At 63.9% G+C, this 23,582-nt stretch carries 22 protein-coding genes; 7 read left to right on the top strand and 15 right to left on the bottom strand.

Translation table 11 applies throughout. From position 1 onward, the window contains the following. Positions 1-120 precede the first annotated feature (120 nt). Positions 121-1,896, bottom strand: coding sequence for a glucan ABC transporter ATP-binding protein/ permease (locus AC0IY1_RS10095; RefSeq protein ID WP_471769270.1), 1,776 nt, complete (start codon positions 1,894-1,896; stop codon positions 121-123). Positions 1,897-2,133: 237 nt separating this feature from the next. On the opposite strand from AC0IY1_RS10095, the gene AC0IY1_RS10090 reads away from it, so the two are divergent. Together AC0IY1_RS10090 and AC0IY1_RS10085 are read left to right on the top strand one after the other, a co-directional pair. Then, a complete protein-coding gene (locus tag AC0IY1_RS10090) occupies positions 2,134-2,907 on the top strand; it encodes a motility protein A (protein ID WP_055950305.1) in 774 nt (257 codons plus the stop codon). Positions 2,908-2,940: 33 nt separating this feature from the next. Further along, positions 2,941-3,774, top strand: a complete 834-nt coding sequence (locus AC0IY1_RS10085) for an OmpA/MotB family protein (protein ID WP_471769269.1) — start codon at positions 2,941-2,943, stop codon at positions 3,772-3,774. A 182-nt stretch (positions 3,775-3,956) separates the two neighbouring features. Here AC0IY1_RS10085 and AC0IY1_RS10080 read toward each other — a convergent pair whose 3' ends face one another. Beyond that, entirely contained in the window at positions 3,957-4,427 is a 471-nt protein-coding gene (locus tag AC0IY1_RS10080) for a CAP domain-containing protein (RefSeq protein ID WP_471769434.1), read from the bottom strand. A 60-nt stretch (positions 4,428-4,487) separates the two neighbouring features. Next, the gene (locus AC0IY1_RS10075) at positions 4,488-7,184 is read right to left on the bottom strand and encodes a DUF3772 domain-containing protein (protein ID WP_471769267.1); all 2,697 of its coding nucleotides are present in this window, start codon (positions 7,182-7,184) and stop codon (positions 4,488-4,490) included. A 551-nt stretch (positions 7,185-7,735) separates the two neighbouring features. Between AC0IY1_RS10075 and AC0IY1_RS10070 the strand changes: the two genes are divergently transcribed. After that, positions 7,736-8,284, top strand: a complete 549-nt coding sequence (locus tag AC0IY1_RS10070) for an HNH endonuclease (protein ID WP_055950293.1) — start codon at positions 7,736-7,738, stop codon at positions 8,282-8,284. Between the two features lie 6 nt (positions 8,285-8,290). Here AC0IY1_RS10070 and AC0IY1_RS10065 read toward each other — a convergent pair whose 3' ends face one another. From AC0IY1_RS10065 to AC0IY1_RS10050, 4 genes are all read right to left on the bottom strand, one after another. Then, positions 8,291-8,533 carry a hypothetical protein gene (locus AC0IY1_RS10065; RefSeq protein ID WP_471769265.1) on the bottom strand — a complete coding sequence of 81 codons (243 nt, stop codon included), beginning with the start codon at positions 8,531-8,533 and terminating at the stop codon, positions 8,291-8,293. Positions 8,534-8,608: 75 nt separating this feature from the next. After that, positions 8,609-9,538, bottom strand: coding sequence for an outer membrane protein (locus AC0IY1_RS10060; protein WP_471769263.1), 930 nt, complete (start codon positions 9,536-9,538; stop codon positions 8,609-8,611). A 149-nt stretch (positions 9,539-9,687) separates the two neighbouring features. Continuing rightward, entirely contained in the window at positions 9,688-10,539 is an 852-nt protein-coding gene (locus tag AC0IY1_RS10055) for an outer membrane protein (protein ID WP_471769262.1), read from the bottom strand. Positions 10,540-10,791: 252 nt separating this feature from the next. Then, the gene (locus AC0IY1_RS10050) at positions 10,792-11,661 is read right to left on the bottom strand and encodes an outer membrane protein (protein WP_055950278.1); all 870 of its coding nucleotides are present in this window, start codon (positions 11,659-11,661) and stop codon (positions 10,792-10,794) included. Positions 11,662-11,871: 210 nt separating this feature from the next. Between AC0IY1_RS10050 and AC0IY1_RS10045 the strand changes: the two genes are divergently transcribed. Continuing rightward, positions 11,872-12,204: an MmcQ/YjbR family DNA-binding protein gene (locus tag AC0IY1_RS10045; protein ID WP_471769260.1), complete on the top strand. Its 333-nt coding sequence runs from the start codon at positions 11,872-11,874 to the stop codon at positions 12,202-12,204. A gap of 110 nt (positions 12,205-12,314) precedes the next feature. Here AC0IY1_RS10045 and glmM read toward each other — a convergent pair whose 3' ends face one another. The 6 genes from glmM to AC0IY1_RS10015 all read right to left on the bottom strand — a co-directional run bounded on the left by glmM (position 12,315) and on the right by AC0IY1_RS10015 (position 19,301). Further along, positions 12,315-13,658 carry a phosphoglucosamine mutase gene (glmM, locus tag AC0IY1_RS10040; RefSeq protein ID WP_103710034.1) on the bottom strand — a complete coding sequence of 448 codons (1,344 nt, stop codon included), beginning with the start codon at positions 13,656-13,658 and terminating at the stop codon, positions 12,315-12,317. Positions 13,659-13,902: 244 nt separating this feature from the next. Next, positions 13,903-15,819 carry an ATP-dependent zinc metalloprotease FtsH gene (gene ftsH, locus AC0IY1_RS10035; protein WP_103709988.1) on the bottom strand — a complete coding sequence of 639 codons (1,917 nt, stop codon included), beginning with the start codon at positions 15,817-15,819 and terminating at the stop codon, positions 13,903-13,905. Between the two features lie 159 nt (positions 15,820-15,978). After that, positions 15,979-16,980 (bottom strand): tRNA lysidine(34) synthetase TilS, encoded by a 1,002-nt coding sequence (gene tilS / locus AC0IY1_RS10030; protein WP_471769258.1) that lies wholly within the window; start codon positions 16,978-16,980, stop codon positions 15,979-15,981. After that, positions 16,977-17,945 (bottom strand): tol-pal system protein YbgF, encoded by a 969-nt coding sequence (ybgF, locus tag AC0IY1_RS10025; RefSeq protein WP_471769256.1) that lies wholly within the window; start codon positions 17,943-17,945, stop codon positions 16,977-16,979. The genes tilS and ybgF overlap by 4 nt, the downstream gene beginning before the upstream one ends. Before the next feature lie 172 nt (positions 17,946-18,117). Beyond that, positions 18,118-18,630, bottom strand: coding sequence for a peptidoglycan-associated lipoprotein Pal (pal, locus tag AC0IY1_RS10020; protein WP_471769433.1), 513 nt, complete (start codon positions 18,628-18,630; stop codon positions 18,118-18,120). 338 nt (positions 18,631-18,968) lie between these two features. After that, positions 18,969-19,301, bottom strand: coding sequence for an Hpt domain-containing protein (locus AC0IY1_RS10015; RefSeq protein ID WP_471769254.1), 333 nt, complete (start codon positions 19,299-19,301; stop codon positions 18,969-18,971). 168 nt (positions 19,302-19,469) lie between these two features. On the opposite strand from AC0IY1_RS10015, the gene AC0IY1_RS10010 reads away from it, so the two are divergent. Beyond that, positions 19,470-19,895: a response regulator gene (locus AC0IY1_RS10010; RefSeq protein WP_471769252.1), complete on the top strand. Its 426-nt coding sequence runs from the start codon at positions 19,470-19,472 to the stop codon at positions 19,893-19,895. Positions 19,896-19,908: 13 nt separating this feature from the next. Here the strand turns inward: AC0IY1_RS10010 and AC0IY1_RS10005 are convergent, their stop codons facing one another. Then, positions 19,909-20,826, bottom strand: a complete 918-nt coding sequence (locus AC0IY1_RS10005; RefSeq protein WP_471769250.1) for a WcbI family polysaccharide biosynthesis putative acetyltransferase — start codon at positions 20,824-20,826, stop codon at positions 19,909-19,911. A gap of 168 nt (positions 20,827-20,994) precedes the next feature. Between AC0IY1_RS10005 and AC0IY1_RS10000 the strand changes: the two genes are divergently transcribed. Further along, positions 20,995-22,044, top strand: coding sequence for a GSCFA domain-containing protein (locus AC0IY1_RS10000; RefSeq protein WP_103709993.1), 1,050 nt, complete (start codon positions 20,995-20,997; stop codon positions 22,042-22,044). Positions 22,045-22,048: 4 nt separating this feature from the next. On the opposite strand, the gene hemC is transcribed toward AC0IY1_RS10000, so the two are convergent. Next, the gene (hemC, locus tag AC0IY1_RS09995) at positions 22,049-22,972 is read right to left on the bottom strand and encodes a hydroxymethylbilane synthase (RefSeq protein WP_103709994.1); all 924 of its coding nucleotides are present in this window, start codon (positions 22,970-22,972) and stop codon (positions 22,049-22,051) included. Between the two features lie 256 nt (positions 22,973-23,228). Between hemC and AC0IY1_RS09990 the strand changes: the two genes are divergently transcribed. Further along, positions 23,229-23,576, top strand: a complete 348-nt coding sequence (locus AC0IY1_RS09990) for a hypothetical protein (RefSeq protein ID WP_471769249.1) — start codon at positions 23,229-23,231, stop codon at positions 23,574-23,576. Positions 23,577-23,582 lie beyond the last annotated feature (6 nt).

Below are 23,582 nucleotides of genomic sequence, written 5' to 3'. Positions count from 1 at the left end.
ATCGCAATGGCGGCGTGGGTCTATCTCTTCCAAGTCTTTGCCGAAGGCCTTGTCCTCAAAGAAAAAGCCCTCACCCGAGTGCCGGATGAGGGCTGCTCTTGTTGACTTGCGTCGCGTGGATCAGGCTGCGAGCGGCATACCCTCTGGCTCGGCGCTCGCCATGAACTGAGCTCGGGCGAGATCGGCAAAACGTCCGTTCTGCGCGACCAGATCGTCGAAGCTACCCGATTCGACGATCCGGCCCTCGTGGAAGACGAGGATACGGTCGGCGTTACGGATCGTCGCCAAACGGTGGGCGATGACGAAGGTGGTTCGGCCCTCCATCACGGCCTCCAAGGCACCCTGCAGCTTGCGCTCGGTGGTGGCATCAAGGGCGGATGTAGCCTCGTCAAGGATCAGCACCGGCGGGTTCTTCAGGAGCGCGCGGGCGATCGAGAGGCGCTGGCGCTCGCCGCCAGAGAGCGAGCGTCCGCGCTCGCCAATCACCGTGTCGAGGCCATCCGCTTGGCGGGCCATGAATTCGCTGGCCTGAGCCCGCTCGAGGGCGTCGAGCATCTCGGCATCGGTGGCGTCGGGGCGGCCGACCTGCAGGTTCTCGCGGATCGAGCGGGCGAACAGCATCGGCTCCTGGAACACCACACCGATGTTGTGGCGCAGCGACGACAGGCCGATGTCGCGGATATCGGTGCCATCGATGCGGATTGCGCCGTGGTCGGGGTCGAAGGCGCGGTGGAGAAGGCCGAGCGTCGTCGACTTTCCCGAACCGGTGGTGCCGACGAGAGCGACGGTTTCGCCAGCCCGCGCGATGAAGGAGACATCCTCCAAGGCCTTGCGGCGGGCGTTGTAGGAGAAGCCGACACCTTCGAAAGCCACTTCGCCGTCGAACCGCGCGACCTGCTGGGCGCCCGGGCGGTCATGAACCGCCGGCGTCGTGTCAAGGATCTCGAAGAATTCGTCGATCTTGGGCATCTGCTGGAACAGGCCGTTGATGCAGGTGGCAACCTGGTCAAGACGTGAAACCAGCATGGTCGCAAGGCTCATGAAGGCTACGACCTCGCCGACGCTGGCCTGACCGTGCTGGTGCAGGGCGATGCCGGTGATGAAGATCGCGGTCATCGTCAGAGTCGCCGAGGCGCGCGTGGCCACGTTTGCAAGCGCCCACCAAGACAGGACCGGGATCTGCGCAGCGAGCAGGTTGCGGATGATGTCGTGCATCGCGTCCTTCTCGGCCTTGGCGCGCGTGAAGGACTGGATGACCGCGACGTTGCCGAGGGCATCCGAGGCGTGTTCGGCCAGACCCGACTGATAGGCCTCTACCCGCCCCTGGAGGGTCTCGGTGCGACGCATGACCATCGTGGTCAGGGCCGTGAACGCCAGGACGAGCACGACGAGGATCGAGCCGAGCTGCCAGTTCACGAACAGGGTCATCGGCAGGAGGACAATGAGCGAGACAAAGGCCACGAAGTGATCACGGAAGAAGCCGAGCCAGAGCCAGAACATGCCATTCGAGCCCTCCAGCATCGCCTTGAGAACCCGACCCGAATGGTTCGACGAGTGGAAAGCGAGTGGCAGTTCCAACACGTGCTCGAAGTAATTCGCCATGGCCGACAAGCGGTTGCGGTGGGCAAGCCGGTCCGCATGCAGCGCGATCGTGACGCCGGCGGCGATCGTGAACAGGCCGAAGCCCACCCAGGCGCCGATCAGCGGGGCCAGCGTGGTGAAGGCGTTGGTGCTGCTCTTGAGATGCGTCAGTTGGTCGATGATGCGGCCCATCAGCAGCGGCTCGGCGAAGGCTGCTACCGCCAGGGCCACGTTCGCGCAGGCCAGGACAGCGGCCAAGCGGCGGTCGGTGCCCAGAAGACCCATGACTCGCGCGTAGAGACGAACCAACGACATGATACCGTGTGCTCCGATGCCGGACCGGGTTGCGACGACGCTTCCCGGCAGAGGCGGCCAAACCTTTGGCGCTCAGTGCCTTATGTCGTGGCCTCCCTGAACGGTGCATGACGCGATCGCGTAGCGTTTGGCCAGGGTTTTTACGGTTCGTTCAACCTGAATCCGTAACGGTGGGGACGGCGCCTCGTCCTGTGGCGCCAACGCGGCATGCGGGCAGCCGCCCAGGCTCGAGTGATCATGGATCTCGCAACCGGTATCGGCCTCGTCGGCGGCTTCGGCGTCGTCTTCGTCCTGATCATGATCGATGGCGGCAACTTCGCCGCCTATTTCGATAAGCACGCCGTCATCGTGATCTTCGGTGGGGCCACCGCCGCCACCATGATGCGCTTCCCCTTTTCGACGATGATGCACGGGCTGCCGATGGGCTTGCGCTATGCCTTCTCGATGCGCGCCATCAAGCCCCGCGACCTCATTGAGGAGATCACCAAGATCGCTGATGTGGTGCGGAAATCCGGCCCGATGGCGCTGGAGAACATGGAGATCTCCGATCCCTTCCTGGCCCAGGGCGCGCGCTACATCGCCGATGGCTATGACCGCGAGTTCATCCGGGACACGATGGAGCGCGACCGCGACAACTTCCTGATGCACCTCGACGAAGGCTCGAAGATCTACCGCGCCTTCGGAGACTGCGCCCCCGCATGGGGCATGATTGGAACCATCTTGGGCATGGTGACGATGTTCGCCAACATGTCGGACCCCTCGAAGCTCGGCCCGGCCATGGCGACCGCCCTCCTCGCCACGCTCTACGGTGCCCTGATCGCCAACATGATCACCCTGCCGCTTGCCGACAAACTCCACGTGAAGCTGGAGGAGGAGGATGTGTCGCGCTCACTCATCATCGACGGGATCCTCCTGATCCGCGACGCCAAGAGCTCGTCACTGGTTCGCGAGATGCTGATCGCTTATCTGCCGCACAACCACCGCGACGAACTCGTGGCCGAGCCGGCGTAATGGCGTGCACCCACATCACGCGCGACGACGCAGATGGCTAAGAAGAAGCGCGGCGGCGCGCATGGTGGCCACGGGTGGTTCGTGACCTTCGCCGACCTGATGGCACTTCTCATGAGTTTTTTCGTGATGATTGCCGCCTATTCGACCCAGGACCAGAAGAAGATGCAGGCGGTGGCCGGCTCCATGCGAGACGCATTCGGCGTCAACAAGGAGTCGCGCTTTGCTGGCATTATCGAGAAGGACGGCCTCGCCCACGCCGACAAGGTCAAGTACAAACGCGACATTCCCCCTGACCTCGCTACCGATCACACCACCCCACCTGCGGTCGATGGCAACGTTGACGAGGGTATGCCGGACAAGGGCTACCCGGACGGTGCCGGTCTTGCCGCAGCAAGCCTGCGGCAGGCGTTACAAGACATGCCCGAGGTCGCCGAGCTATCGAAGAACATCATCGTCGCTCCCTCGCAGCGCGGGATCGACGTCTCGATTGTCGATCAGGACGGCGCTTCAATGTTTCCCGATGGATCGAGTCGGCCCAATGCCCGTACCCGACGCCTCTTGGAGCGGGTCGCCGGAACTCTGCGCAAGATGCCCAATCGTATCGCCATCACGGGCTACACCGCGACGGAGAGACCCGGAACGCGACCTCCGGCTCCACCTTGGGAGCTCTCGGCCAACCGCGCGATCAGCGTCCGCGAAATTCTGGCCGGCAGCGGCGTTCCCGATGACCGTTTCGCAGCCGTAACCGGGAAAGCCGACACGGAGCCCCTGTTTCCAGATAATCCCTACCTCCCGGCCAACCGCCGAGTGACCGTGACCCTCCTCAGCGAAACGTCGCCGACGCCTCGGATGAAGAATTTTCCCTGAGCCGCCGAGGATGCGCCGCGCGCAGAGTTTGGCTCAAAGGCCGGTCGGATCGGGCGGCGTCATCCGCAACGGTGAAGTTTCCGTCCGCTAGCCGTCCGGGAACCCCTCCAAAGATGCGCCTACAGTTTCGTGTCTGACGGTAAAGCCAATATCCGGCCGGGATAGGCGTCCTTAAACGCCGTCTAGCGGGCCAACAGGAGCGCCCAGTAAACCTTGTATTTTGACCCAGGCGCGTAGGCGGTCGCGATGCCCATGCGCTGAACACCGGGTGCCAGCATCGCGGCGTTGTGAGCCGGGCTGTCACGCCATCCTGAAAACGCCTCGGCCAGCGTGTGGTAACCGGCCGACAGATTAGCCTCCGCCGATTGGAAGCCGAGCCGCTCGACTGCATTCTTGACGGTCTGAGCCCGGCTTGGTCGGTCGGCCGCGGCCATCGCGGCTGCTTCCGTCTCGGCCAGCTTCTGCAACTCGGCGTCAAGGCGCAGCGGCCCTGCTCCGTTTCGCGCGCGGTAGGCCGAGATCATGTCGCGGGCCGTCGCCGTATCGACCTGCGCCGACTGCGTCGTCATCGGCCAGTAGAGGCTGGGAAGCGTGGCGTTGATAGGCTCCTGGGTGGCGCAGCCCGCGAGCAGCGTCAGACCAGCCGCCGCCATGCCGGTGCCAAAACTCAGTACCGTTCTACGCCCCACGTCCCCATCTCCCTACGTACCGCTTCAACTCCCCGCGCGCCGCCTCGCCACCTCCGCGGAGCGCATAGGTTCGGCCTCGTCGAACCGCTCCTCGGCACGCTGCGGTGAGGTTTGATCTCCAGAGCGTTGCGGTTGGGTGAACGCGCTGGCGATCTGCCCCACGGCACTTTGGAAGGAATCCAGTCCTTGCACGGTGACCACGCTGGACCCCGGCCCGAGAGCGGGGATCATTCCAGCCTGCGACAAGGTCTGAAAGACCGTAAGGTTCAAATCGTTCTGAACTTTCAGGCCCAGACTGACGTCGACGATCATGACGATCAGCTCGAATTCCAGGAAGGGATCGCCGATCTTGCGGAAGATGACGCGGGGCGGCGGTTCCTTCAGCACGTCCGGCTGGGCCTGACCGCAGCGCATCAGGAGTTCGGCTGCGTGGACGGGGTCTTGGTTGCGCAGAACGCTGACCGTGATGCTGACACGGCCGGTCCGATCGCCGCGGACGCGGTTCTTCACGATACCGGAAATCAAATTTGAGTTCGGTACGATTACGGCCGAGCGATCAAAGGTCTGGATCTCGGTCGAACGTACCGAGATGCGTTTTACAATGCCTTCGCTGTCCCCGATCAGGACCTGATCGCCAACGCGGATCGGGCGCTCCCAGAGGAGAAGCAAGCCAGAGACGAAGTTGTTGACGATGGATTGCAGGCCGAAACCGATACCGACGGAGAGGGCACCGGCCACAATGGTGAGCTTCTCCAGGCTAAGGCCTAGGTAGGAAAATGCAAGCGCTAGAGTGAGCAGGAAGCCGATATAACCCGCAATCGTCGAAATCGAGTTGCGCAGGCCGGCGTCGAGGTCAGTGGCCGGCAGGTAGGTCTGCTCGAGCCAGCGCTGAATCGCGCGCGTCACCGCCATGCCAAGGAGCAGGAGACCAATGGCGAGAACGATCGTCGAGAGCGAAATCGTCACGTCACCGACTTTGAAGCCGAAAAAGGCGCTGCGGACCGAGCTGAACACGTCGGTCGAGTCGAGGCCCCAGGGGGCTAGGGCGAGCAGCGCGGCAACGAGGACTAGCACCACCCGCGCAAGGCCGGTCGCCAGCACGGCAATCTGATTGATTGAGCGTTTGCGCAGGCCGGTATTGGCCTGGAGCGCGGTGGCGATCTTGGTATCGTCCCCGAGCGTCCCTCCGATGAAGGTGTCAGCGCTGGAAATCAGCAGGAACAGCAGGACGAAGAGCCCCGCCGTCCAGACGAGCTGATCGATGACGAAGGCCGCGAAGGCCACGTAGCCGACGATGGGAGCGATGGCGATGACCACCGCGGCCGCCCAGCCGAGAAGGCGCGCGGGGCCGCCGATCCCAGTGGTGGCTTCCGGGGCCACGTAGGGGCCGAAACACGCCTCCTCCTGCTCAGCCGAATCGGCGAAGCGGTGCAGTCCGATGGCGAGGATCAGCGCGGTGGCGAGCGCGCCAATACCGCGGGTGGCGATGGAGATGGGCAGAGCCGCGGAGATACCCGAATTCAGCGCCTCGATCGACTTAACCACCGTGATGACGATGGCGATGCCGACGGCCAGGCGGGTCACCCGCGCAGCGGCGGCGTCGCTCATTGTCGCAACGCGCCAGGACGGCTTGTCGGGAGAGAGCAGAGCGTCCGCCAGGGCCTCCACGAAGGCGATGAAGGCGAGGCCGCCCAGGATGGCGCCCGCCACTGGCAACAGGCGTAGGGGCAGGAGATCGGTGGCGTCGAGGGCGTAATAGACCGCGTAGCTGCCGATGAAGGCCGGAATGGTGCCAAGGAGGAACACCCGCCAAGCGGCCAGGAGCTTCCGGCGCTGTGAGGGATCGACGGCCTTGGCATCGCGCCGCCCGAGGCGCGGGGCGATGTTGCGGCGCCCGAAATACAGGGCAATCGAGATGCCGAAGGCGATCCCGAGCAGCAGCAGATTTCCGATGGTGCCGTTGCGGGCGAACAGGTCTGCCGTATCCTCCACGGCGCTCTGCAATGCGCGTATGTCGCGTGGGATGTCCGCTGCGATCCGCATCCAGAGATCTGGACTGACGAGGGCAGTCGAGCGCTCGAACAGGCCGCGGGTGAAAGCTGCGCGTCGGCGGTTCGAGACCTGATCGACGATCTGGTCACTCTGAACCAGCAGGGAGCGGGCGAGGCGCTGCGTTTCGTCGATCTCCGCGACCGCGTGCTCCCGCTCCGTCCGCTCGCGCGCTACGTCCTCGCCCTCCTCCCCTTCCTTCGGTTTCGGACCGAGCTGTGTCAGCCGTTCGCGAGCCGCCTCAAGGCGCGGGGTGGTGATGTCGATGACGTGGCGGATCTTGTCTGCAATGGCTTCGATGCCATCGCGGGCACGGGTCAGGTCGCCGCTTCCCACATGCGGTCCGGTCAGAATTTTTTCGCGTTGCTCCAGATCGACCTTGGCACTGTCGAGCTGATCGCGAACGTTCTGGATCTGCTCCGACACGGCCGGCTTCGGTACCACCGCTTTTGAGGCGGGCTTGCCATCTGCGGTAGCCGCCGGCGCAGTGGCCGGGGCAGCTTTCGAAGGGACCGTGGCAGGCGGTGCCGTCGGCGTGCCCTGCCCCAAGGCACCCATGGGGGCCAAGACCAAGACGCCGAGCCACGCGGCGATCAGTGCCGCCCTTCGAATGCCGCAAGTCGTTTGGCCGGTCGGGGAATCGCCCATGATGATCCTTTTGCGCTGAGCCATAGCGCGGTCATGGCGCGTCGTCGCGCCTCGCCTCGTTGGGCCGCTGGCAACCCGTATGCCTGAACGGCACGAGCAGAATCTGCGCAACCCGGAAGGACGGGGAGCGACCAGGGACAGCCCCATCGCCGAGCAATGGGGCGAAAGGCTGACGGTACCGCAGATTCAGGCGGTCAGCCGACGTGGCTGCCGACCTGTGGGCGCGACCTCGTGGGAAGCCGGGTTGACCTTCACAAGCGTGTCACGCTGATATTAGACTAAGCGCCGATGGACTTGGCCTTTTCGTTCCCGTGCGAGGAGGTGGCGACGACCATCCGCGCCGATGAGCGTCGCCACGAACCGGGCGTTTTCGCCCGATGCGACGGCTTTTGGCCAAAGACCGGCACCCCTGCCCTTCGTCGGCTCTCTCGGAGCGGCTGGTCCCTATCCCCATCCCCGGCTGTGTCACGACTCCCCGGGTTGCGGAGATGTTTGATCTTTCACCAACCTGGGACGACGCGCTCACCGATTCCTGCGCGTTGTCCCTCCGTTGACCCGTCGAGAGGGTAGCGCCGATGCTGGATCTTCAAACGCTCGTCCTGAATGCGGATTACCGGCCGCTCTCTTATAATCCGCTTTCCCTGTGGTGCTGGAAGGACGCTTTCACCGCGTTGTTCCTCGATCGAGTGACGCTCGTAGCCAGTTACGACGTCGAGGCCCGGTCCCCGTCTCGCTCACTGCGCGTACCCAGCGTCGTCGCCCTGAAGAGCTATGTGACGCTGGCGCGTAGCCCGGCCTTTACCCGCTACAACATCTACCTGCGCGATACTTTCTCGTGCCAGTACTGCGGCTTGCGCCTTCCGGCGGGCGGCCTGACCTTCGACCATGTGGTGCCCCGGTCCCGCGGCGGCCTATCGAGCTGGGAGAACGTCGTTGCGGCCTGTTCCCCCTGCAATCTGCGCAAGGCCAATCGCACTCCGGCGGAAGCGGACATGCCGCTGCTCCACGAGCCGCACCGTCCGACGCGGCACGAACTACACCGCCGTCAGCCGGAGTTCGATCACCGGGAGTATCACCACACCTGGCTCGACTATCTCTACTGGGATACCGAGCTGGAGACCTGAATACGGTCAGAGCGCCTGAAAGCGCGGGGGCGGCTCGTTGTAGAGCGGCAATGCCAGGGAACGCGGCAAGCGACGGATCGGAATCAAGACGACCGGGCGCTGCCGAGCAACGTAGGCTGGGGCGCGATAAGCGATGTGGGGCGGTAGAACCAGGCGCTTGTACGCGGCGGTCGGCTCACCGCCCGCCTGGACTGGGTCAACGCCCATGGACACGACCACAGCGCAACCAATGACGACGAGGCGATGCATCAACGAACTCCCGGCCGGTCGATCCGCCGATCGGTGATACTAGACTGTGAAACACCAGCGTTCTGTTAACGACTCTCAGAACTTGACGGCCGCGCCACCGCGAACCGTGTTCAGGTTTACCTTGTGTCCGTCGAAATCGTTGAACTGAACGTACTGGTACTCGCCACGAACCAGAATGTTCTCCGTGACAGCGAACTCCAATCCGCCTCCGAGGGCCAATCCGCCGACCGTTTTGATCGTGGTTTTGCCTATGGTGTAGGGCGCATTGGGAGCGGTCTGAACTTGGCCGTACGGGGATGAATAATTTCCGGGATAGGCAGGATTGAAGCTCGCGTAATCATGCCTGACGACGTAGGCGGGTACTGTCGCGGTCAGGTTGGACGCATAGGTCTGAGAGTTGTAGCCGTAGTTTTGTACGGCGACCGTATCGGTGACAGCAGCACGGCCAATCGCGAGCCCGGCCGTTACGAAGGGCAGGAACCTCCCGAATGCCCAGCCACCGCGGGCACGGATGGTTCCGTAATCCTCGATCTTCGTGGACGAAAGGCCCATCAAGTTGACGACCTCGGTCATGCCACCAGTGGTCGTCATGATACGACTGATACCGTTGCTGACTTGGCCTGCTTTGTTGAAGCGCGTGTAGTCGGCCTCGATGCCAACTACGACCTCGTCGAACTGATAGTTGAAGCCGGCAAAGGCCCCGTAGCTCGCTCCGTCTACGCGGGCCGAAGGCGCGGTAAGGAAGGATGAAACACTGAATTGGCTCTCGATGTCGCGCACCCTGAACTCTTCGGCGAGCATCTTCTGGAACACGTTGTTCTGATTTAGGGATGTCGACGTGTATCCGCCGTGCCCGCCGAAATAGACGCCGTTCCAATCAATAACTTGAACCTCGGGTTCGTAATCAGCGCCGCGAAGAACCCCATAATCTAGGTCTGCGCCCTGCGCCGGGGCGACGACGCCGAGCGTAAAGCTAGCCATGAGCGCAAGGGTTACGGTACGCATTGATATCGTCCTCAGGGCGTCAGGCCGATGGTTTGGGGGGCCGAGCCTGTAGGTTTGGTTTTACTTGGGTAACCTTAATAATCCGTTGAACTACGCTTTCGAGAAGATACCTTCGGCCTACCGAAGCAGCGCAGCCCTCTCCTTGAGGGTCACTCGTAGGGATTTTGGGACGAAGTCACGCTGGTGAGCCCGGGGAGTCGACCTAAGCCGCTAGCGAAGCTGTAGCGTAGGCCAACCCGAACCTCGTGCGAGGCGAGGTCTTTCAAACGCGAATCAAAACCAAAGGTGTCGCGCCCCGTCTTTGCGCGACCAAGATCGACGTAACGGTAACTGGTGTCGAGGCTCAGGCCACCGCCGATCTCGTAGGCAACGCCGCCCGTCAACGACCAGGCCATTGACGTCACCGAACGGCTCGGCCGACGCACCACGTCGCGCGAACCGGTCCCGGGATTGTTGTCACAGAATTCGAGAATGCAGGTCGTCTGAGTGTAGGCCTTGGCAAAGTGCTTGTCCGCAATACCAATGCCACCGCCGATATAGGGCGTCAGGCCCCACCAGGTTCCAAGGTCAGCGTAGACGTTCACCAGCCCTGTGAGAATGTCGAGTTGACCCGACTCGATGTTGTAGCCGGTGACGAACCCAGAGCCCGAAGAGTAGGCGCTGTAGCGCGAGGGGGTCCGTTGATCGATCGTCGCGTCGACGCGAAGCCAATCGGTGATGCGGTAGCCGACGCCACCGCCGTAGCCAGGGGTCGTGTCGAGATTCAGACGTGTAAGGGGAACCAGCGGGCTTCCATCAGACGGAGCCGACGTTGCATCACGTGGGCGCGCATAGTCGCTGACCGTCGCGTCGACTCGGAGGTACCACCCCTCTCCGATGGCGACCGGCGCGGATGTCGGCGGCAACAATCGGAGATCCGCCGCCTGAACGATCGCCACCTGCCCTTGCGCGGCAAGCATCAATCCGAAAGCCGTGACGGTGCGAAATCTGAATGCGGCCATGACGGTCTCGAACACTGGAGGACGCGACGCGGTCGAAGGCTCTATCTGTGCACCTTGGATCAACGTCGAGCGCAGTCTGCACTGGAACCGTTAGTGAGGACTTAACCTTAACATATTGAGGCGCCAAGAATTTTGCCGCTTTTGCTGGTGTTCGAAAATGAAAAAAGGCCGGGCGCGGTATTCCACGCGCCCGGCCATTTGGTTCGTATTCGTGCAGCGACGCGATCCCTGACCTTCCCGGAAACGATGCTTTCAGTACTTGCGAACCAGGGGTGTCGGTTCAGGCTGATACTCGGCGACCGCCGGTGCGACAATCCCTCCGAGGAGCCAGCGCATGCCGATCCGAACGTCGTGGGAGGTGACCTCCTTGACCTTGTAGATCGCGCCACCGCAATCCTGGTTGATGCAGTTGACGACCCCAGAGCGCACGTCGCCCAAATTGAGGTAGCGATAGCCGAGTTCCAGCTTCAAGTTGGGCGTCACGCTGTAGGCGAGACCGGCCATGGCTGCCCAGGCCAAGGTGTTCGAGTGCTTGTCCTTCGCGAATCCATAACCACCGCTTGCGGTACCGAAGCCGCGGTCGTTGAATCCGGAGAATTCATGGAAGGCAGTGCCGACACCGCCGCCAATGAAGGGCGTCACGCCATACCAGGTGCCGAGATCGATGTAGCCGTTCGCCATGACGACTACCGAGGCAAGATTGGCCTGGTACGCGTTAACTCCGCGGCAGTCAGCCAAGAGGCAATCCGCTCCGTAGCTGTCCTGGAAGGTCAGTTTGCCGCCGCCACGATACTCGGCCGTGACATCGCCGTGGAAGTAGGAGCCGAACTGATAGCCAACACCGCCACCAGCGAAGAACTGGCTCTCGATGGCCTTCTGATCGTAGCGGTATCCGTCCGGAAGGGATCCCTTCAGGACTGTAGTCGAAATGGCGCCCACGCTTGCCGCGCCGACACCGACGTCGCCGCGCAGGTACCAGCCACCGCCGATTTCGACGGGCGGGGGCAGCGGTTCGGGCGGCAGGGGCGGAAGCAGATCCGCCGCTTGGGCGAGGCAGGGCGCTGCCACGCTCGCAAAGAGCGTGATCGAGCGCGCCAAGGCAGACAGCTTGGTGCGGCGCATCGGATGTCCTTCAATCGACCGTGTGCCGGAAGCCTGAAACGCCGGCGGGATGACGAGGGCATCATGGAGTCCAAGCGTTAAATCCGATTTAACGTTAAATCTTATCCTTGCGGAAGAGTTGACGGTCAGCACACAACGCTAGGTCCGTGTCGAGCAAGGGTTGCCCTCTCGCTTCGAGTAGAAGCTCAGATCTCAACGGAAATACTGCACGTGCCCAGCACACCAGAGGATGTTCGCCGCTTGGCTGGATCTCTCCCGGAAGTGACCGAGGGGGCCCACAACGGGCACCCCGATTTCCGGATTCTCGGACGGATCTTCGCGACGCTTTGGGTCGAAGAGGAGCGACTGGTCCTGCGCCTGTCGCACGCGCAGCAGGTCGAGTGGATTGAGGCCGAGCCGAATCTCTTCGAGGCCGTGGACGGTGCTTGGGGCCGGCGTGGGTGGACCAGTCTCACCCTCTGTGAGGCGGATGAGGACAGGCTTGCCGCGGCTCTCCTGGCCGCTTGGCGTGAAGTCGCTCCCGCAGCTTACGACCAGCTCTGACGTTTCGACATGAAAGGGATCCCAATCGATCGCCCTATAGCGCGGTGGGACGGATCCGCTGAAGCCGAAGACTCCGTACCGTCCCGTCCCGGGCAAACCGGTGCGTGTTTTTACGCTGCGGCTTTGGCAACAGCCTCGACCACATCATCCACCACCTCCGTCACTAGGCGCCGGTCGTCTCCTTCAGCCATCACGCGGATCACCGTCTCGGTGCCCGACGGGCGGATCACCAAGCGGCCGGAATTGCCAAGCCGTTCACGCGCCTGGGCAATCGCCGTGACGACAGAGTCTGCCTCCAGCGGTTGGCCAGACCGGTAGCGCACGTTCTTGAGAATTTGTGGCAAGGGATCGAAGCAGTGGCAGACCTCGCTGACTGGCCGCTCTTGACGCTTCACCACACTGAGCAGCTGAAGAGCCGCTACGAGGCCATCGCCCGTGGTGGCATAATCCGACATGATGATGTGCCCGGATTGCTCGCCACCCAGATTGTAGCCGTGTTCCCGCATATGCTCGAGCACGTAGCGGTCCCCTACAGCGGTACGTGCCAAGTTGAGACCGATACCCCCCAGGAAGCGCTCAAGGCCCAGGTTCGACATGATCGTGGCGACCAACCCCGGCTGCGTCAGGCGGTCATCCTCCTTCCAGGACCGCGCGACCACCGCCATCAGCTGATCGCCGTCAACAGACTGGCCCTTCTCATCGATGATGAGCACCCGGTCGGCGTCTCCATCGAGGGCAATACCGATATCAGCGCGAAGCTCCCGAACTTTGGCCGCAAGCGCGGCAGGCGCAGTCGATCCGACATCGCGATTGATATTGAATCCGTCGGGCTCCACACCGATGGCGATCACCTCGGCGCCCAACTCCCAGAGGGTTTCAGGTGCCACCCGGTAGGCGGCGCCGTTCGCACAATCCACGACAATGCGCAGGCCGTCGAGGGTGACATTCCGCGGCAGGGAGCGCTTGGCAAATTCGATGTAGCGGGCGTGCACGCTCTCGATGCGCTTGGCACGTCCGAGGTCTCGAGAGCCTGCCAGACGCTTATGCAACTCGCCGTCGATCAGCGCCTCGATCTCGCGCTCCACATCGTCGCTGAGTTTGAAGCCATCAGGTCCAAACAGCTTGATGCCATTGTCTTCGAATGGATTGTGAGAGGCCGAAATCATCACACCGATATCAGCGCGCATCGATCGGGTGAGCATTGCCACGGCCGGCGTTGGCATCGGCCCGAGTTGCAGCACATCCATGCCCATTGATGTGAAGCCCGCAATCAGGGCCGTTTCGATCATGTAGCCCGAGAGACGCGTATCCTTGCCGATCACGACGCGGTGGCGGTAATCGCCGCGCTGGAAAATGAGGCCTGCCGCTTGACCGACCTTCAGGGCAAGTTCCGGTGTGATGACGCCGTTGGCTCGTCCCCGGATACCATCGGTACCAAAATACTTGCGCGACATGCTCTTCGCGTCCTGTTTGCTGTTCTCGGTGTAGGGGAACTGAGTCTGTCTCGAGACGCAATCCTCCGGCTTACCGCTGGTGATGATGCTTCGGCATTAGGTCCACCCTGGAGGCTGAAAATCCCGTTTCCGGATCCCGCTCGGGAGGACCAAACCTCCTATACCGTTAAGGAGGGCCTAGATACGAACGAGCCCGCCGGTGGCGGGCTCGTGACGTCAGTTGAAGAAGCTGGAGCCTGATGGCTCAAGCCTGAGGCTGAGGCTCCAGTCCGTCACTCCCGCGCGGACGACCACGACCGGCCGACGGAACAGATGATCCGCGCAGTGTCGTCGGTCCATCGCCCGCATCACGGATCGGAGGTTTGCCAGCAATGAGGTTCTTGATCTCGTCGCCGGACAGCGTTTCATATTCCAGGAGGCCCTGCGCCAACGCCTCCAGGTCGTCCTTGTGATCACCGAGGATGCGGCGCGCTTCTTCGAGGCCCGTTTCCACAAGGCGGCGAACTTCCGCATCAATCTTCTGAGCGGTCGCCTCGGAAACCGTCTGCTGACGGCCCATCGACATCCCCAGGAAGACCTCGTCGTTGTTCTCTCCGTAGGCAACGGTCCCGAGTTCCGGCGAGAAGCCCCAACGGGTGACCATCATGCGGGCAAGACGGGTCGCCTGCTCGATGTCCGACTGAGCACCCGAGGTCACCTTGTCGGCACCGAAAGTCATTTCCTCGGCGATGCGTCCACCCATCATGATCGCAAGCCGCGAGGTCATCTGCTCGTAAGACATGGACAGCTTGTCACGCTCGGGAAGCTGCATGACCATGCCGAGAGCCCGTCCACGCGGGATAATGGTCGCCTTGTGCACGGGATCCGTGGCCGGGACATTGAAGGCAACAATCGCGTGACCGCCTTCGTGATAAGCAGTGAGCCGCTTCTCGTCCTCGGTCATGACCAGGGTGCGCCGCTCGGCGCCCATCATCACCTTGTCCTTGGCATCCTCGAACTCGTGCATTGTGACGATTCGTTTGCCGCGGCGGGCCGCCAGCAAGGCCGACTCGTTGACGAGGTTCATCAGATCGGCGCCGGAGAAGCCCGGGGTACCGCGCGCGATGACCTTGAGATCGACGTCCGGTGCCAAGGGCACCTTACGGACGTGAACACGCAAGATACGCTCCCGACCGACGACATCAGGGTTCGGCACCATGATCTGGCGGTCGAACCGACCCGGACGCAGCAGAGCGGGATCAAGGACGTCGGGACGGTTCGTGGCGGCGATGATGATCACACCCTCATTCGCCTCGAACCCGTCCATTTCAACGAGGAGCTGGTTCAGCGTCTGCTCACGCTCATCGTTACCGCCGCCAAGGCCCGCTCCGCGATGCCGGCCAACAGCATCGATTTCATCGATAAAGATGATGCAAGGGGCATTCTTCTTCGCCTGTTCGAACATGTCGCGCACGCGGGACGCACCGACACCGACGAACATCTCGACGAAGTCCGAGCCGGAGATGGTGAAGAAGGGCACGTTGGCTTCACCCGCGACCGCCCGGGCAATCAAGGTCTTACCTGTCCCCGGAGGGCCGACGAGAAGCACGCCGCGCGGGATACGACCGCCCAAACGCTGAAATTTCTGAGGGTCACGCAGGAATTCAACGATCTCCTGCAAGTCCTCCTTGGCTTCCTCGACGCCAGCAACGTCATCGAAACTCACGCGACCCGAAGCCTCGGTGAGGAGCTTAGCCTTCGACTTGCCGAAACCCATTGCGCGTCCTGCCCCGGACTGCATCTGGCGGGAAAGGAAAATCCAGGCGCCAATGAACACGAGTATCGGTAACCAGCTGACGAGCAACTGGATGAACCAGGGCGTGTTGTCCGACGGAGGACGCGCAGTGATCTGAACGCCCTTGCTTTGCAGCTTGGACACCAAGCTCGGGTCATTGGGAGCATAGGAGGTGAAGTTGCCGCCGCCGACATAGGTGCCACTGACATCCTGCCCTGAGATCACAACCGTTTGAATCTTGCCGGAATCGGCATCGTTCAGAAGCTGGCTGTAGGCGATCTCGGAACCGCCACCACGATGACCCGGGTTCTGGAACAGGGTCACGAGGGCAAGCACGAGCAGGAAGATGACGACCCACAAGGCGAAATTGCGGAAATTCGGGTTCATCGATCTATCCCTGGAGGCATCGGGGCCCACCACGCGAATTGGGGCGGGTCGCTCCTGACGCTCCCCGCCAATGTAGGCAGCGAGTCACCCCTTGCCAAGTCGAAGGGGAGGCCGTGCCATGGGCATGCCGCCGCGGCAAGGCTGCATCCAATGGGAAGGTTACGAAGATTTCTTCCCCCGGCGCGGCGGTGCCGATGTCAGGACCAAATCCGCTGCCCGCGTCACTTCGAACAAGATCCCGCGCAGCGTCCTGCGTATCGGAGTGCGCGCATGAAGCGCGGGTCGAATGTCGTCGAGAACAAGGGCTTCGAGCCGTTCCAGCCGCTCCGGCCCACCCGGGTTCATCTGCTCTGCAGCGAGACTGGTGAGACGAAGAAGCACGGCGTCCGGCAGCGAGCACAGATGTCGACCATCCAGACGGATGCCAGGGCGGAGTTCTGGCCTCCGTGCCACAGCGAATGCGATCCGCGCCGCTTCCTTCAGTGCGGCATCGTCACGTGCGCAGCGCGCTGCCAGGCGGCAGAGCCGATCCGTACTCAGCCCTTCGCGGGTGAGGCCCGGAACGAGCCGGCGGAGGCGAGCCCGGGCGAAGCGATCGTCGTCGTTGGAACGATCGCGCACGAAGGCGAACCCCTGGCGCTCGCAATAATCTACGAGTTGGGCCTTCGCGATCGTCAGGAAAGGCCGTACCAGCTTGATGGACGGTGTGAGAGAGCGCTCGGTGCGCATACCCGCGAGGCCTGCGGGCCCGCTTCCCGCCAGCAGACGCATCAGAACCGTCTCGGCCTGATCGTCGCGGGTGTGTCCAGTGAGCACGAGTTTGGCACCGACGATTTCGGCATGGGTCGCGAGGAGGGCGTAACGCGCTACACGGGCGGCCTCCTGAAGACCCCGCGACGGTTTCGGTCCGGTCCAGCTCAAGGTTCGGTGCGGAAGGCCGAGCGTCTCAGCGAGAGCCGCGACCGCCGCGGCTTCCGCGCTCGCTTCGCGCCGTAGGCCGTGATCGATCGTGGCGACGTGGACGGTTGCCGCAGACTTTACAGCCACGGCCGCGGCCATCAGCGCAGTCGAATCGGGACCACCGGACACCGCAAGAAGAACCGTCTCGCGCGACAGGTAGGCTCGGAGCGCGTTCTCGACCCCATCGACCGCCTTGGTCAAGCGGCGCAGCGTGCGCGCTTCTGTTCACGCGTCACGCCCTGACGGACGCTGGCGCTGGCGGAAGGAAATTTACGCTCTAACTCGGCGAGAGTCGCACAGGCTTGCTCGCGGGCGCCGAGCGCGTTCAACGAGGCCCCGAGCTTCAGCATGGCATCCGGCGCCTGCGCCGAACGGGCATAGTCCGTGGAGACCTTCAAAAACTGCTCAGCCGCCTCGCGATTGCGGTTGCGCTGCAGGTAGCTCTCGCCGAGCCAGTAGGTTGCCGATGGCACTAGCGCGTCGCGCGGATGAGACTGAATGAATTGGCGTAGGCCCATCTCGGCCTGCTCGTACTGGCGCTGAAGGATGTAGGCGTAGGCTGCCTCGTAATCCCCGCGTGCATCGCCTGACCCCGTGGCAGCGACGCTGCCAGGCCGGGGCGGATTCGGAAGGGCACCGGTGGTCGGAACGCGGGCGGGTGGTGAGAGGTCGACGGGGCCGCCGAGACCAGGTGGCGTCAGGCCGGGCTCTTCGTCGTCCGCCTCCACGACTGTCGGAGGCACATTGCGTGTCCGGGGCGCTTCGGCCACCGCCCCGCTCGGCGTTGTGGTGCCCAACTGCATCGGCGCGCCCGGCAGGCCGGGATTGTGCTCGGGATCGAAGGCATCACTGCGCTTCTGCGGCTTGGCCGGAGTAGGATTGGTACCGGACGGGGCGCTGCTGCGGCCTCCCTTCGCTTCCTGCAGGCGGAACTCCACATCTTCCTGAAATTTGCGGAGTTGCTCCTTCAGCTGGCGATTCTCGTATTGCAGCGTCTCGATCTGCCCGGCGGTCTGGCGCGACTGGTTCTCCAGCCGGTTGAGCCGGACGACGAAGTCGGAGGCGTCCTGTGCCATCCCGGGAGCCGGCATCCCACAGAGGATTGATCCCATGACGACGCCGGCTGCGGTGCCGAGGCGGGTCGCGAAGAGGAGGCGGGCAAGCATGGCGGTCGTTACCGGTGGTCGGGGGGCAGAAGTGCGCTCGCGAGGATCGCGGTCCGCCGATAGCAAATGCTGTCCCACGCGGCAAAAATGCGGCCATGCCAAACTGCGGCGCATCGTTTTGGATGCGGGATCCCGGGCGAGCATCTGTCCCGAGATCCCGACATAGCCTGGGTCAGGAGCCGGCGCCACGGTCGAGAACGGTAACGGCGCGGCGATTCTGCGACCAGCACGAGATGTCGTTGCAAACGGCCACCGGACGCTCTTTACCGTAGGAAACAGTGCGGATCCGTCCGGTCGCGATCCCGCGCGAGGCGAGATAGTCCTTCACCGACTGCGCGCGACGCTCTCCGAGCGAGAAGTTGTACTCACGAGTGCCGCGCTCGTCGGCATGACCCTCGATCAGGAAGGTGTAGCGCGGATAGCGCTGCAGCCAGGTGGCCTGCTTGTCCAGGGTGGCGGTGGCGGTGGGGGTCAGGTCGGTGGAATCGGACTCGAAGAACACCCGATCGCCGATGTTCACCACGAAGTCCTGAGCACTTCCGGGTGTGTTTGCGCCGCCGTTCATGCCACCGCCGGCGCCGAACCCGGAAGCATCGGCCAAATCCTTATCGTTGGTGCAGGCGGCGACGCTGAGGGCGGCGCAGAGGGCGGCCGCCAGCGGAAACACGCGGAAGCGCGCAATCATGGGCATGATCCTGTTCTCCTCGGGCACAGCCGCCGGGTTCCTGTCAATCAGGCTGGCAACGTCGCCTCATGTGCCCCCCTCGGGGACACATTGGCGGTTCTTATGTGGTCTCGGTTAAGCGAAGGTTCCGTCAACCTTGAAGCGATCTTTCCGAAATCGGCCAAGGTCTCTTGTAACGCAGTCGTCACGCCAGCCGGCGCCAGAACACTCCGGCGATGGCTTCGGTGAAACGAGATCCGGAATCGTCCCCGATTGCGGCGGCGGCGCGACGCTGACGTCGAAGCATGCATGGGCGTCCCATCCGTGACCGGATGGCAACATGCCGTAACCCGAGGGCTTCAGGATTGGATTCGGATGGCCCGGATCGCCGTCACCGCGGCTTCGGCCGATTTCCGGACCGCTGCGAGAGGCTCGGCAAGGTCGGCTCCCTCCAGGCAGGCCCGCTCCATCTGCGAGCAGCGCTGGGAAAGATCAAAGAAGCCGAGTGATCCGCTCGCGGAAAGCAGAATGTGGGCATCCTGCCCAAGGGTGATGCGTTCCGAGGCCGGCGACAGAAGCCGTCGGCCGATCTCGGTCCTTAAGCGATCAAGCAGATCCATTAATCGGGCCCGGCCGAAGATGTCCTCCAACTCCTTGAGCGTGCGGGGCTCGTAGATCGACCCCGCCTGCACAACGGGCGCATCGGGGGCTGCGGACGTCCCGGCCTCGTGGGTCGAATGGTCCGGCATTTTGTTTTCCAGACTAGGTCAGGGGCGTGACTTCGCCGAACCGTCGCTTCTGTTGATCGGCAATTAACCACTAGCGGACTAAGCCGGCTGTGCAAAGAGTTGGTGCGATTCATGCGTCGGCGTCAGATCCTCGTCGTCGAGGACAATTACCTGCTTCTTGAGATGCTGACCGCTCTGTGCCAGCGGAACGGCATCGCCGTGGTTTCGGTCTCCAGCGGAGAGGCGGCAGTGGCTGCCATCCGGCAGGCCACTGCGGCAGAAGATAGAGCAGACGCTGCTTTCGCGCTCCTGCTTACCGATATCAACCTGCCAGGCCTCATTGACGGCTGGTCTGTCGCCCAAGCTTTCCGCATGCTCAATCCGAACGGGCCGGTCATCTATTCGTCGACCGGGGGATGCGACGATCGCTGTGCCGTGCGGGACAGCGTTTTCCTGGCCAAGCCCTTTCGGATCCAGGATGTGGTCGATCTGGCCAACTCGATGATGCGTGAACCCGCCGCCGGATCGGAGTCGCTGATCCTGCGCGCGACAGGCTGAGGGAGGAGCGCACTCAGGCCTTGAACAATGACCGCACGGCAGGGTTTGCCCGCCAGCCCTCGACTCGAATGCACCCGAGAGACTCCGGTGCATGACGCCGGTAGATCGCGAAGCTTGCCGCGATGAAGGCCGGTAAGTCGTAAAGTTTCGGGTCGCCCCGGCGGGCCCGGTCCTTGAACAGCATCGCACCCGTCAGGCCATAATGCGCGGCGAGGTCCGGGTAGAGGGGCCAGACCACGTCGGCGGCAAGGGCATCCGGTAGGTAATCCTCGACTCGGGCTGGAAGGGGCTGCAGGCCCGCTTCTACGGCGAGTCGCCGGGCAATATCGGCCAGAACGAACAACTTGGGATGGTTCAGGACGTGCATGAAGCAACCGCGTCGGGACCATCGGGCGAGTTCCGCCTCCAGCGGAAACATGATGTCGCGCGCGCTACCCAGGAGTTCTGCTGCGGCCACGTTCCAGGCTTCATAGAAGCCGAGCCGCGTATAGATCGAATCGCGGAACAGTTCTGCGGTCTCCTCCGGTTTCAGGCCTTCCAAATAGGCGCACAGGACGATGGCAGAGTGATAGGGACCTGTGGGCGAGGCGATGAGGCGCGATGCGGAGAGCGCCCCGACATCACCCACGAGGACCATGTCAGGTTGGTAGCCTGGGAATAGAATGGTGGGATACAGGCTCAGGCGAGGATCGTCTTCGCCGAGGGCATGGACGTTTCCGCCCTCGACGAAGCCCTGGGGGAAGAACTGCGTGAAGACGTGATCGAAGGGAGCGAGATAGCCCTTGAGGCGCTCCAGGGTGCCATGCCGTTTGCCGAGGCCGTCGAAGGGAACGAGGTGGACCTGCGCGCTGGGGAGCAGAAGTCGCAGGGATTGGGCGATACCCACTGCCTGGCAGTTGCCAAGGACGGCGATCCGCGGTCCGTCCCGCACCGGGCCGGGGTTGATCCGGGGCCCGCGCCAGGCTCCCGCCAAGGATCGCCACGATGAACCCGGACGTGCGAGGGAGGCAGCCAGGGCCGCGAAAGAGTCCGAGACCATGGTCTTGGTGAACGTGCGCGGCAATGGCCTGAGCGATCGGATGGAGATGCCGCCGTGGTAGTGAACCCTTACGCCGATCTACCGGCCGAGCGATTCTGGCGCAAGGCCGTGGCAGGCGTGGCGCCCTTCGCCTTGGCGCCCGCCCCGAGCAGCCGCTTCACCATCGGCCCTGAAGCTCGGGTGGCAACCGCCGGCTCGTGTTTCGCCCAGCACGTCGCCCGCGCCCTGACACGGGCAGGGTTCGGGCATTATCTCACGGAGGTAGGACCCGACGGTATGGCACCCGAAGCCGCCGCCGACCGGCAATATGGGATCTACTCGGCCCGCTACGGCAACATCTACACCGCCCGCCAGATTCTGCAGCTCTTCGACCGTGCCTGGGGCACCTACGCTCCTGCCCTGTCGACGTGGACGCGTCCGGATGGTCGCTTGGTTGATCCGTTTCGCCCTGGAATCGAGCCAGCCGGCTTCGCCGATGCGGCCGAGGTGGAAGCCGATCGCCGGAGGCATCTTGCGGCGGTACGGGCCATGTTCGAAAGCCTCGACGTCTTCGTATTCACCTTAGGCCTGACCGAGGGCTGGATGCATCGCGCCGACGGCGCGATGCTCCCGGTAGCCCCAGGGGTCATCGGCGGTAGCTTCGACCCGGACGCCTACGCCTTCGTGAATGCGCGGGTGGGTGATGTGCGGGACGACATGCTGACTTTCCTGGAGCGGCTGTTCGCGGTCAATCCAGCCGCCCGGGTGATTCTCACGGTCTCGCCAGTGCCCCTGATCGCGACCTACGCGGATCAGCACGTGCTGGTCTCCAACACCTACAGCAAGGCCGCTTTGCGGGCGGCGGCCGAAGAGATCGCCGCGGCTGAGCCGCGCGCCGTCTACTTTCCCGCGTACGAAATCGTGACGAGTACCGCCAATGCGGGGCGTTACTACGAGGACGACCTGCGTTCGGTTACGCCCAGCGCGGTCGCCCACGTGATGCGGGTGTTCCTCGACGCCTTCACCGCCCGGGCGAAAGCACCGATCCTGACTCAGCCCCTCGGCAGCGAGTATCGACGCGCGGCCAGCGTGATCTGCGACGAGGAGGCGATCGAGCGAAGTCTGGCGTGAGCGCCTATTGGAGATGCCGCGCGTAGGTGTCGCCCGCTGCCCGCTTCAATTCGGCGCCGGCCTCGCGCCCGATCTCGGCGGCGTCCGCCACCGCGCCGGAGCGCTGGACGGCCCAGTGGGCGCTGCCGTCCGGCAGGAATAGCAGGCCGTCGAGGTTGAGCGTGTCGCCGCTGATCCGCGCCAGGGCGGCGATCGGGGTCCGGCAGGAGCCGTCGAGCTCGGCCAGGAGACCGCGTTCGGCTGCGAGTTCGGCGGTGGCGGTGGCGGAGACCAGGGGGCCCAGGAGCGCGCGCACGTCCGCGTCGGCTTCGCGGCACTCGATCCCGAGCGCGCCCTGCGCCACGGCCGGGAGCATCTCGCCGACGTCGAGCACGCTGCGGGCCATGTCGGCCATGCCGAGGCGCTCCAGGCCGCAGAGCGCCAGGAGGGTGGCGTCGCAGGTCCCCTCCTCCAGCTTGCGCATGCGCGTGTTGGCGTTCCCGCGCAGAGGAACAATCCGCAGGTCCGGCCGGCGCATCAACACCTGCGCGGCCCGGCGCAGGGACGAGGTGCCGATCCGGGATCCCGACGGGAGCTCGGCGAAGCCGGAGGCCCGCGGCGACAGGAAGGCGTCACGGGGGTCGTCTCGCTCGAGGATGCAGGCGATCACGAGCCCGTCGGGCAGCCACGTCTCCACGTCCTTCATCGAGTGGACGGCGACGTCGACGACGTCGGCATAGAGCGCCTGCTCGAGCTCCTTGGTGAACAGCCCCTTGCCTCCGATCTCGGAGAGCGGGCGGTCGAGGATGCGATCCGCCACGGTGTTGACCACCACGATCTCGGTCTCGAGACCCGGATTGGCCGCGACGATCTTGTCCCGGACCATTCCGGTCTGGGCCAGGGCCATCGGACTTCCGCGCGTTCCGATGCGGAGGGGGCGTTGGATCATGGGCGAGGATCGCTCGGTGGTAGGGAGAGTCCGGCGCCCGGGGACCGGGCCGGTTCGGCCTGCTGAACCTAGGTACGCAGTCCGTGCGCCGATGTCACCGGGAGCGCGTTCGATCGTCCTCCGGCCGCTAAGTATTCCGAAACCACGCGCGTAGGTCGCGCCTCCCGCGCCCGGCGATCTTAGGCCAAGCTTATCGCTCTCGGCGTGTATCTCGTGCGACGAGGATGTCACGAGCCAGGTCGGCGGACGCTCACCGATGAAGCGCAGCAAGCTTGAAGCCTATTACGAGCAGGAGTTCGGTCCGCGCGACGACGCGTCGGAGGACCGCCCGCCTCGGCGTCCGTCCGGTCGGGATCGTGCGCCGGCCCGACCCCGCCGGCAGCGCGGCGGTTTCGGCTTCTTCCGTCTGCTGAAGGTCACCCTGATGCTCGGACCGATGACGATTCTGCTGGCCGCGAGCCTGCTGATGGATTGCCAGGGGAGCGCCCGCGGGTCCTGGGTCCCCGACCTCCTGCGCAGCACCGCCTGCGCCCGCCGCGACCTGGCCGGCCGGATGCTCCATCTCGACAGCGACCTGCGAACGGTCGCGAGCGGCCTGCGGTAGCGCGGC

Source organism: Methylobacterium sp. AC690, from assembly GCF_979256535.1.
This window is presented reverse-complemented; position numbering and strand designations above follow the sequence as displayed.

What these genes read in the sequence shown, in the direction of transcription:
- AC0IY1_RS10095 (WP_471769270.1), bottom strand. Translation starts at nt 1,896, where the DNA reads ATGTCGTTGGTTCGTCTCTACGCGCGAGTCATGGGTCTTCTGGGCACC.
- AC0IY1_RS10070 (WP_055950293.1), top strand. Translation starts at nt 7,736, where the DNA reads ATGCTGGATCTTCAAACGCTCGTCCTGAATGCGGATTACCGGCCGCTC.
- pal (WP_471769433.1), bottom strand. Translation starts at nt 18,630, where the DNA reads ATGATTGCGCGCTTCCGCGTGTTTCCGCTGGCGGCCGCCCTCTGCGCC.
- glmM (WP_103710034.1), bottom strand. Translation starts at nt 13,658, where the DNA reads ATGTCGCGCAAGTATTTTGGTACCGATGGTATCCGGGGACGAGCCAAC.
- AC0IY1_RS10065 (WP_471769265.1), bottom strand. Translation starts at nt 8,533, where the DNA reads ATGCATCGCCTCGTCGTCATTGGTTGCGCTGTGGTCGTGTCCATGGGC.
- AC0IY1_RS09990 (WP_471769249.1), top strand. Translation starts at nt 23,229, where the DNA reads ATGAAGCGCAGCAAGCTTGAAGCCTATTACGAGCAGGAGTTCGGTCCG.
- AC0IY1_RS10090 (WP_055950305.1), top strand. Translation starts at nt 2,134, where the DNA reads ATGGATCTCGCAACCGGTATCGGCCTCGTCGGCGGCTTCGGCGTCGTC.
- AC0IY1_RS10080 (WP_471769434.1), bottom strand. Translation starts at nt 4,427, where the DNA reads ATGGCGGCGGCTGGTCTGACGCTGCTCGCGGGCTGCGCCACCCAGGAG.
- AC0IY1_RS10055 (WP_471769262.1), bottom strand. Translation starts at nt 10,539, where the DNA reads ATGGCCGCATTCAGATTTCGCACCGTCACGGCTTTCGGATTGATGCTT.
- ybgF (WP_471769256.1), bottom strand. Translation starts at nt 17,945, where the DNA reads ATGCTTGCCCGCCTCCTCTTCGCGACCCGCCTCGGCACCGCAGCCGGC.
- AC0IY1_RS10085 (WP_471769269.1), top strand. Translation starts at nt 2,941, where the DNA reads ATGGCTAAGAAGAAGCGCGGCGGCGCGCATGGTGGCCACGGGTGGTTC.
- hemC (WP_103709994.1), bottom strand. Translation starts at nt 22,972, where the DNA reads ATGATCCAACGCCCCCTCCGCATCGGAACGCGCGGAAGTCCGATGGCC.
- AC0IY1_RS10075 (WP_471769267.1), bottom strand. Translation starts at nt 7,184, where the DNA reads ATGGCTCAGCGCAAAAGGATCATCATGGGCGATTCCCCGACCGGCCAA.
- ftsH (WP_103709988.1), bottom strand. Translation starts at nt 15,819, where the DNA reads ATGAACCCGAATTTCCGCAATTTCGCCTTGTGGGTCGTCATCTTCCTG.
- AC0IY1_RS10050 (WP_055950278.1), bottom strand. Translation starts at nt 11,661, where the DNA reads ATGCGCCGCACCAAGCTGTCTGCCTTGGCGCGCTCGATCACGCTCTTT.
- AC0IY1_RS10010 (WP_471769252.1), top strand. Translation starts at nt 19,470, where the DNA reads ATGCGTCGGCGTCAGATCCTCGTCGTCGAGGACAATTACCTGCTTCTT.
- AC0IY1_RS10060 (WP_471769263.1), bottom strand. Translation starts at nt 9,538, where the DNA reads ATGCGTACCGTAACCCTTGCGCTCATGGCTAGCTTTACGCTCGGCGTC.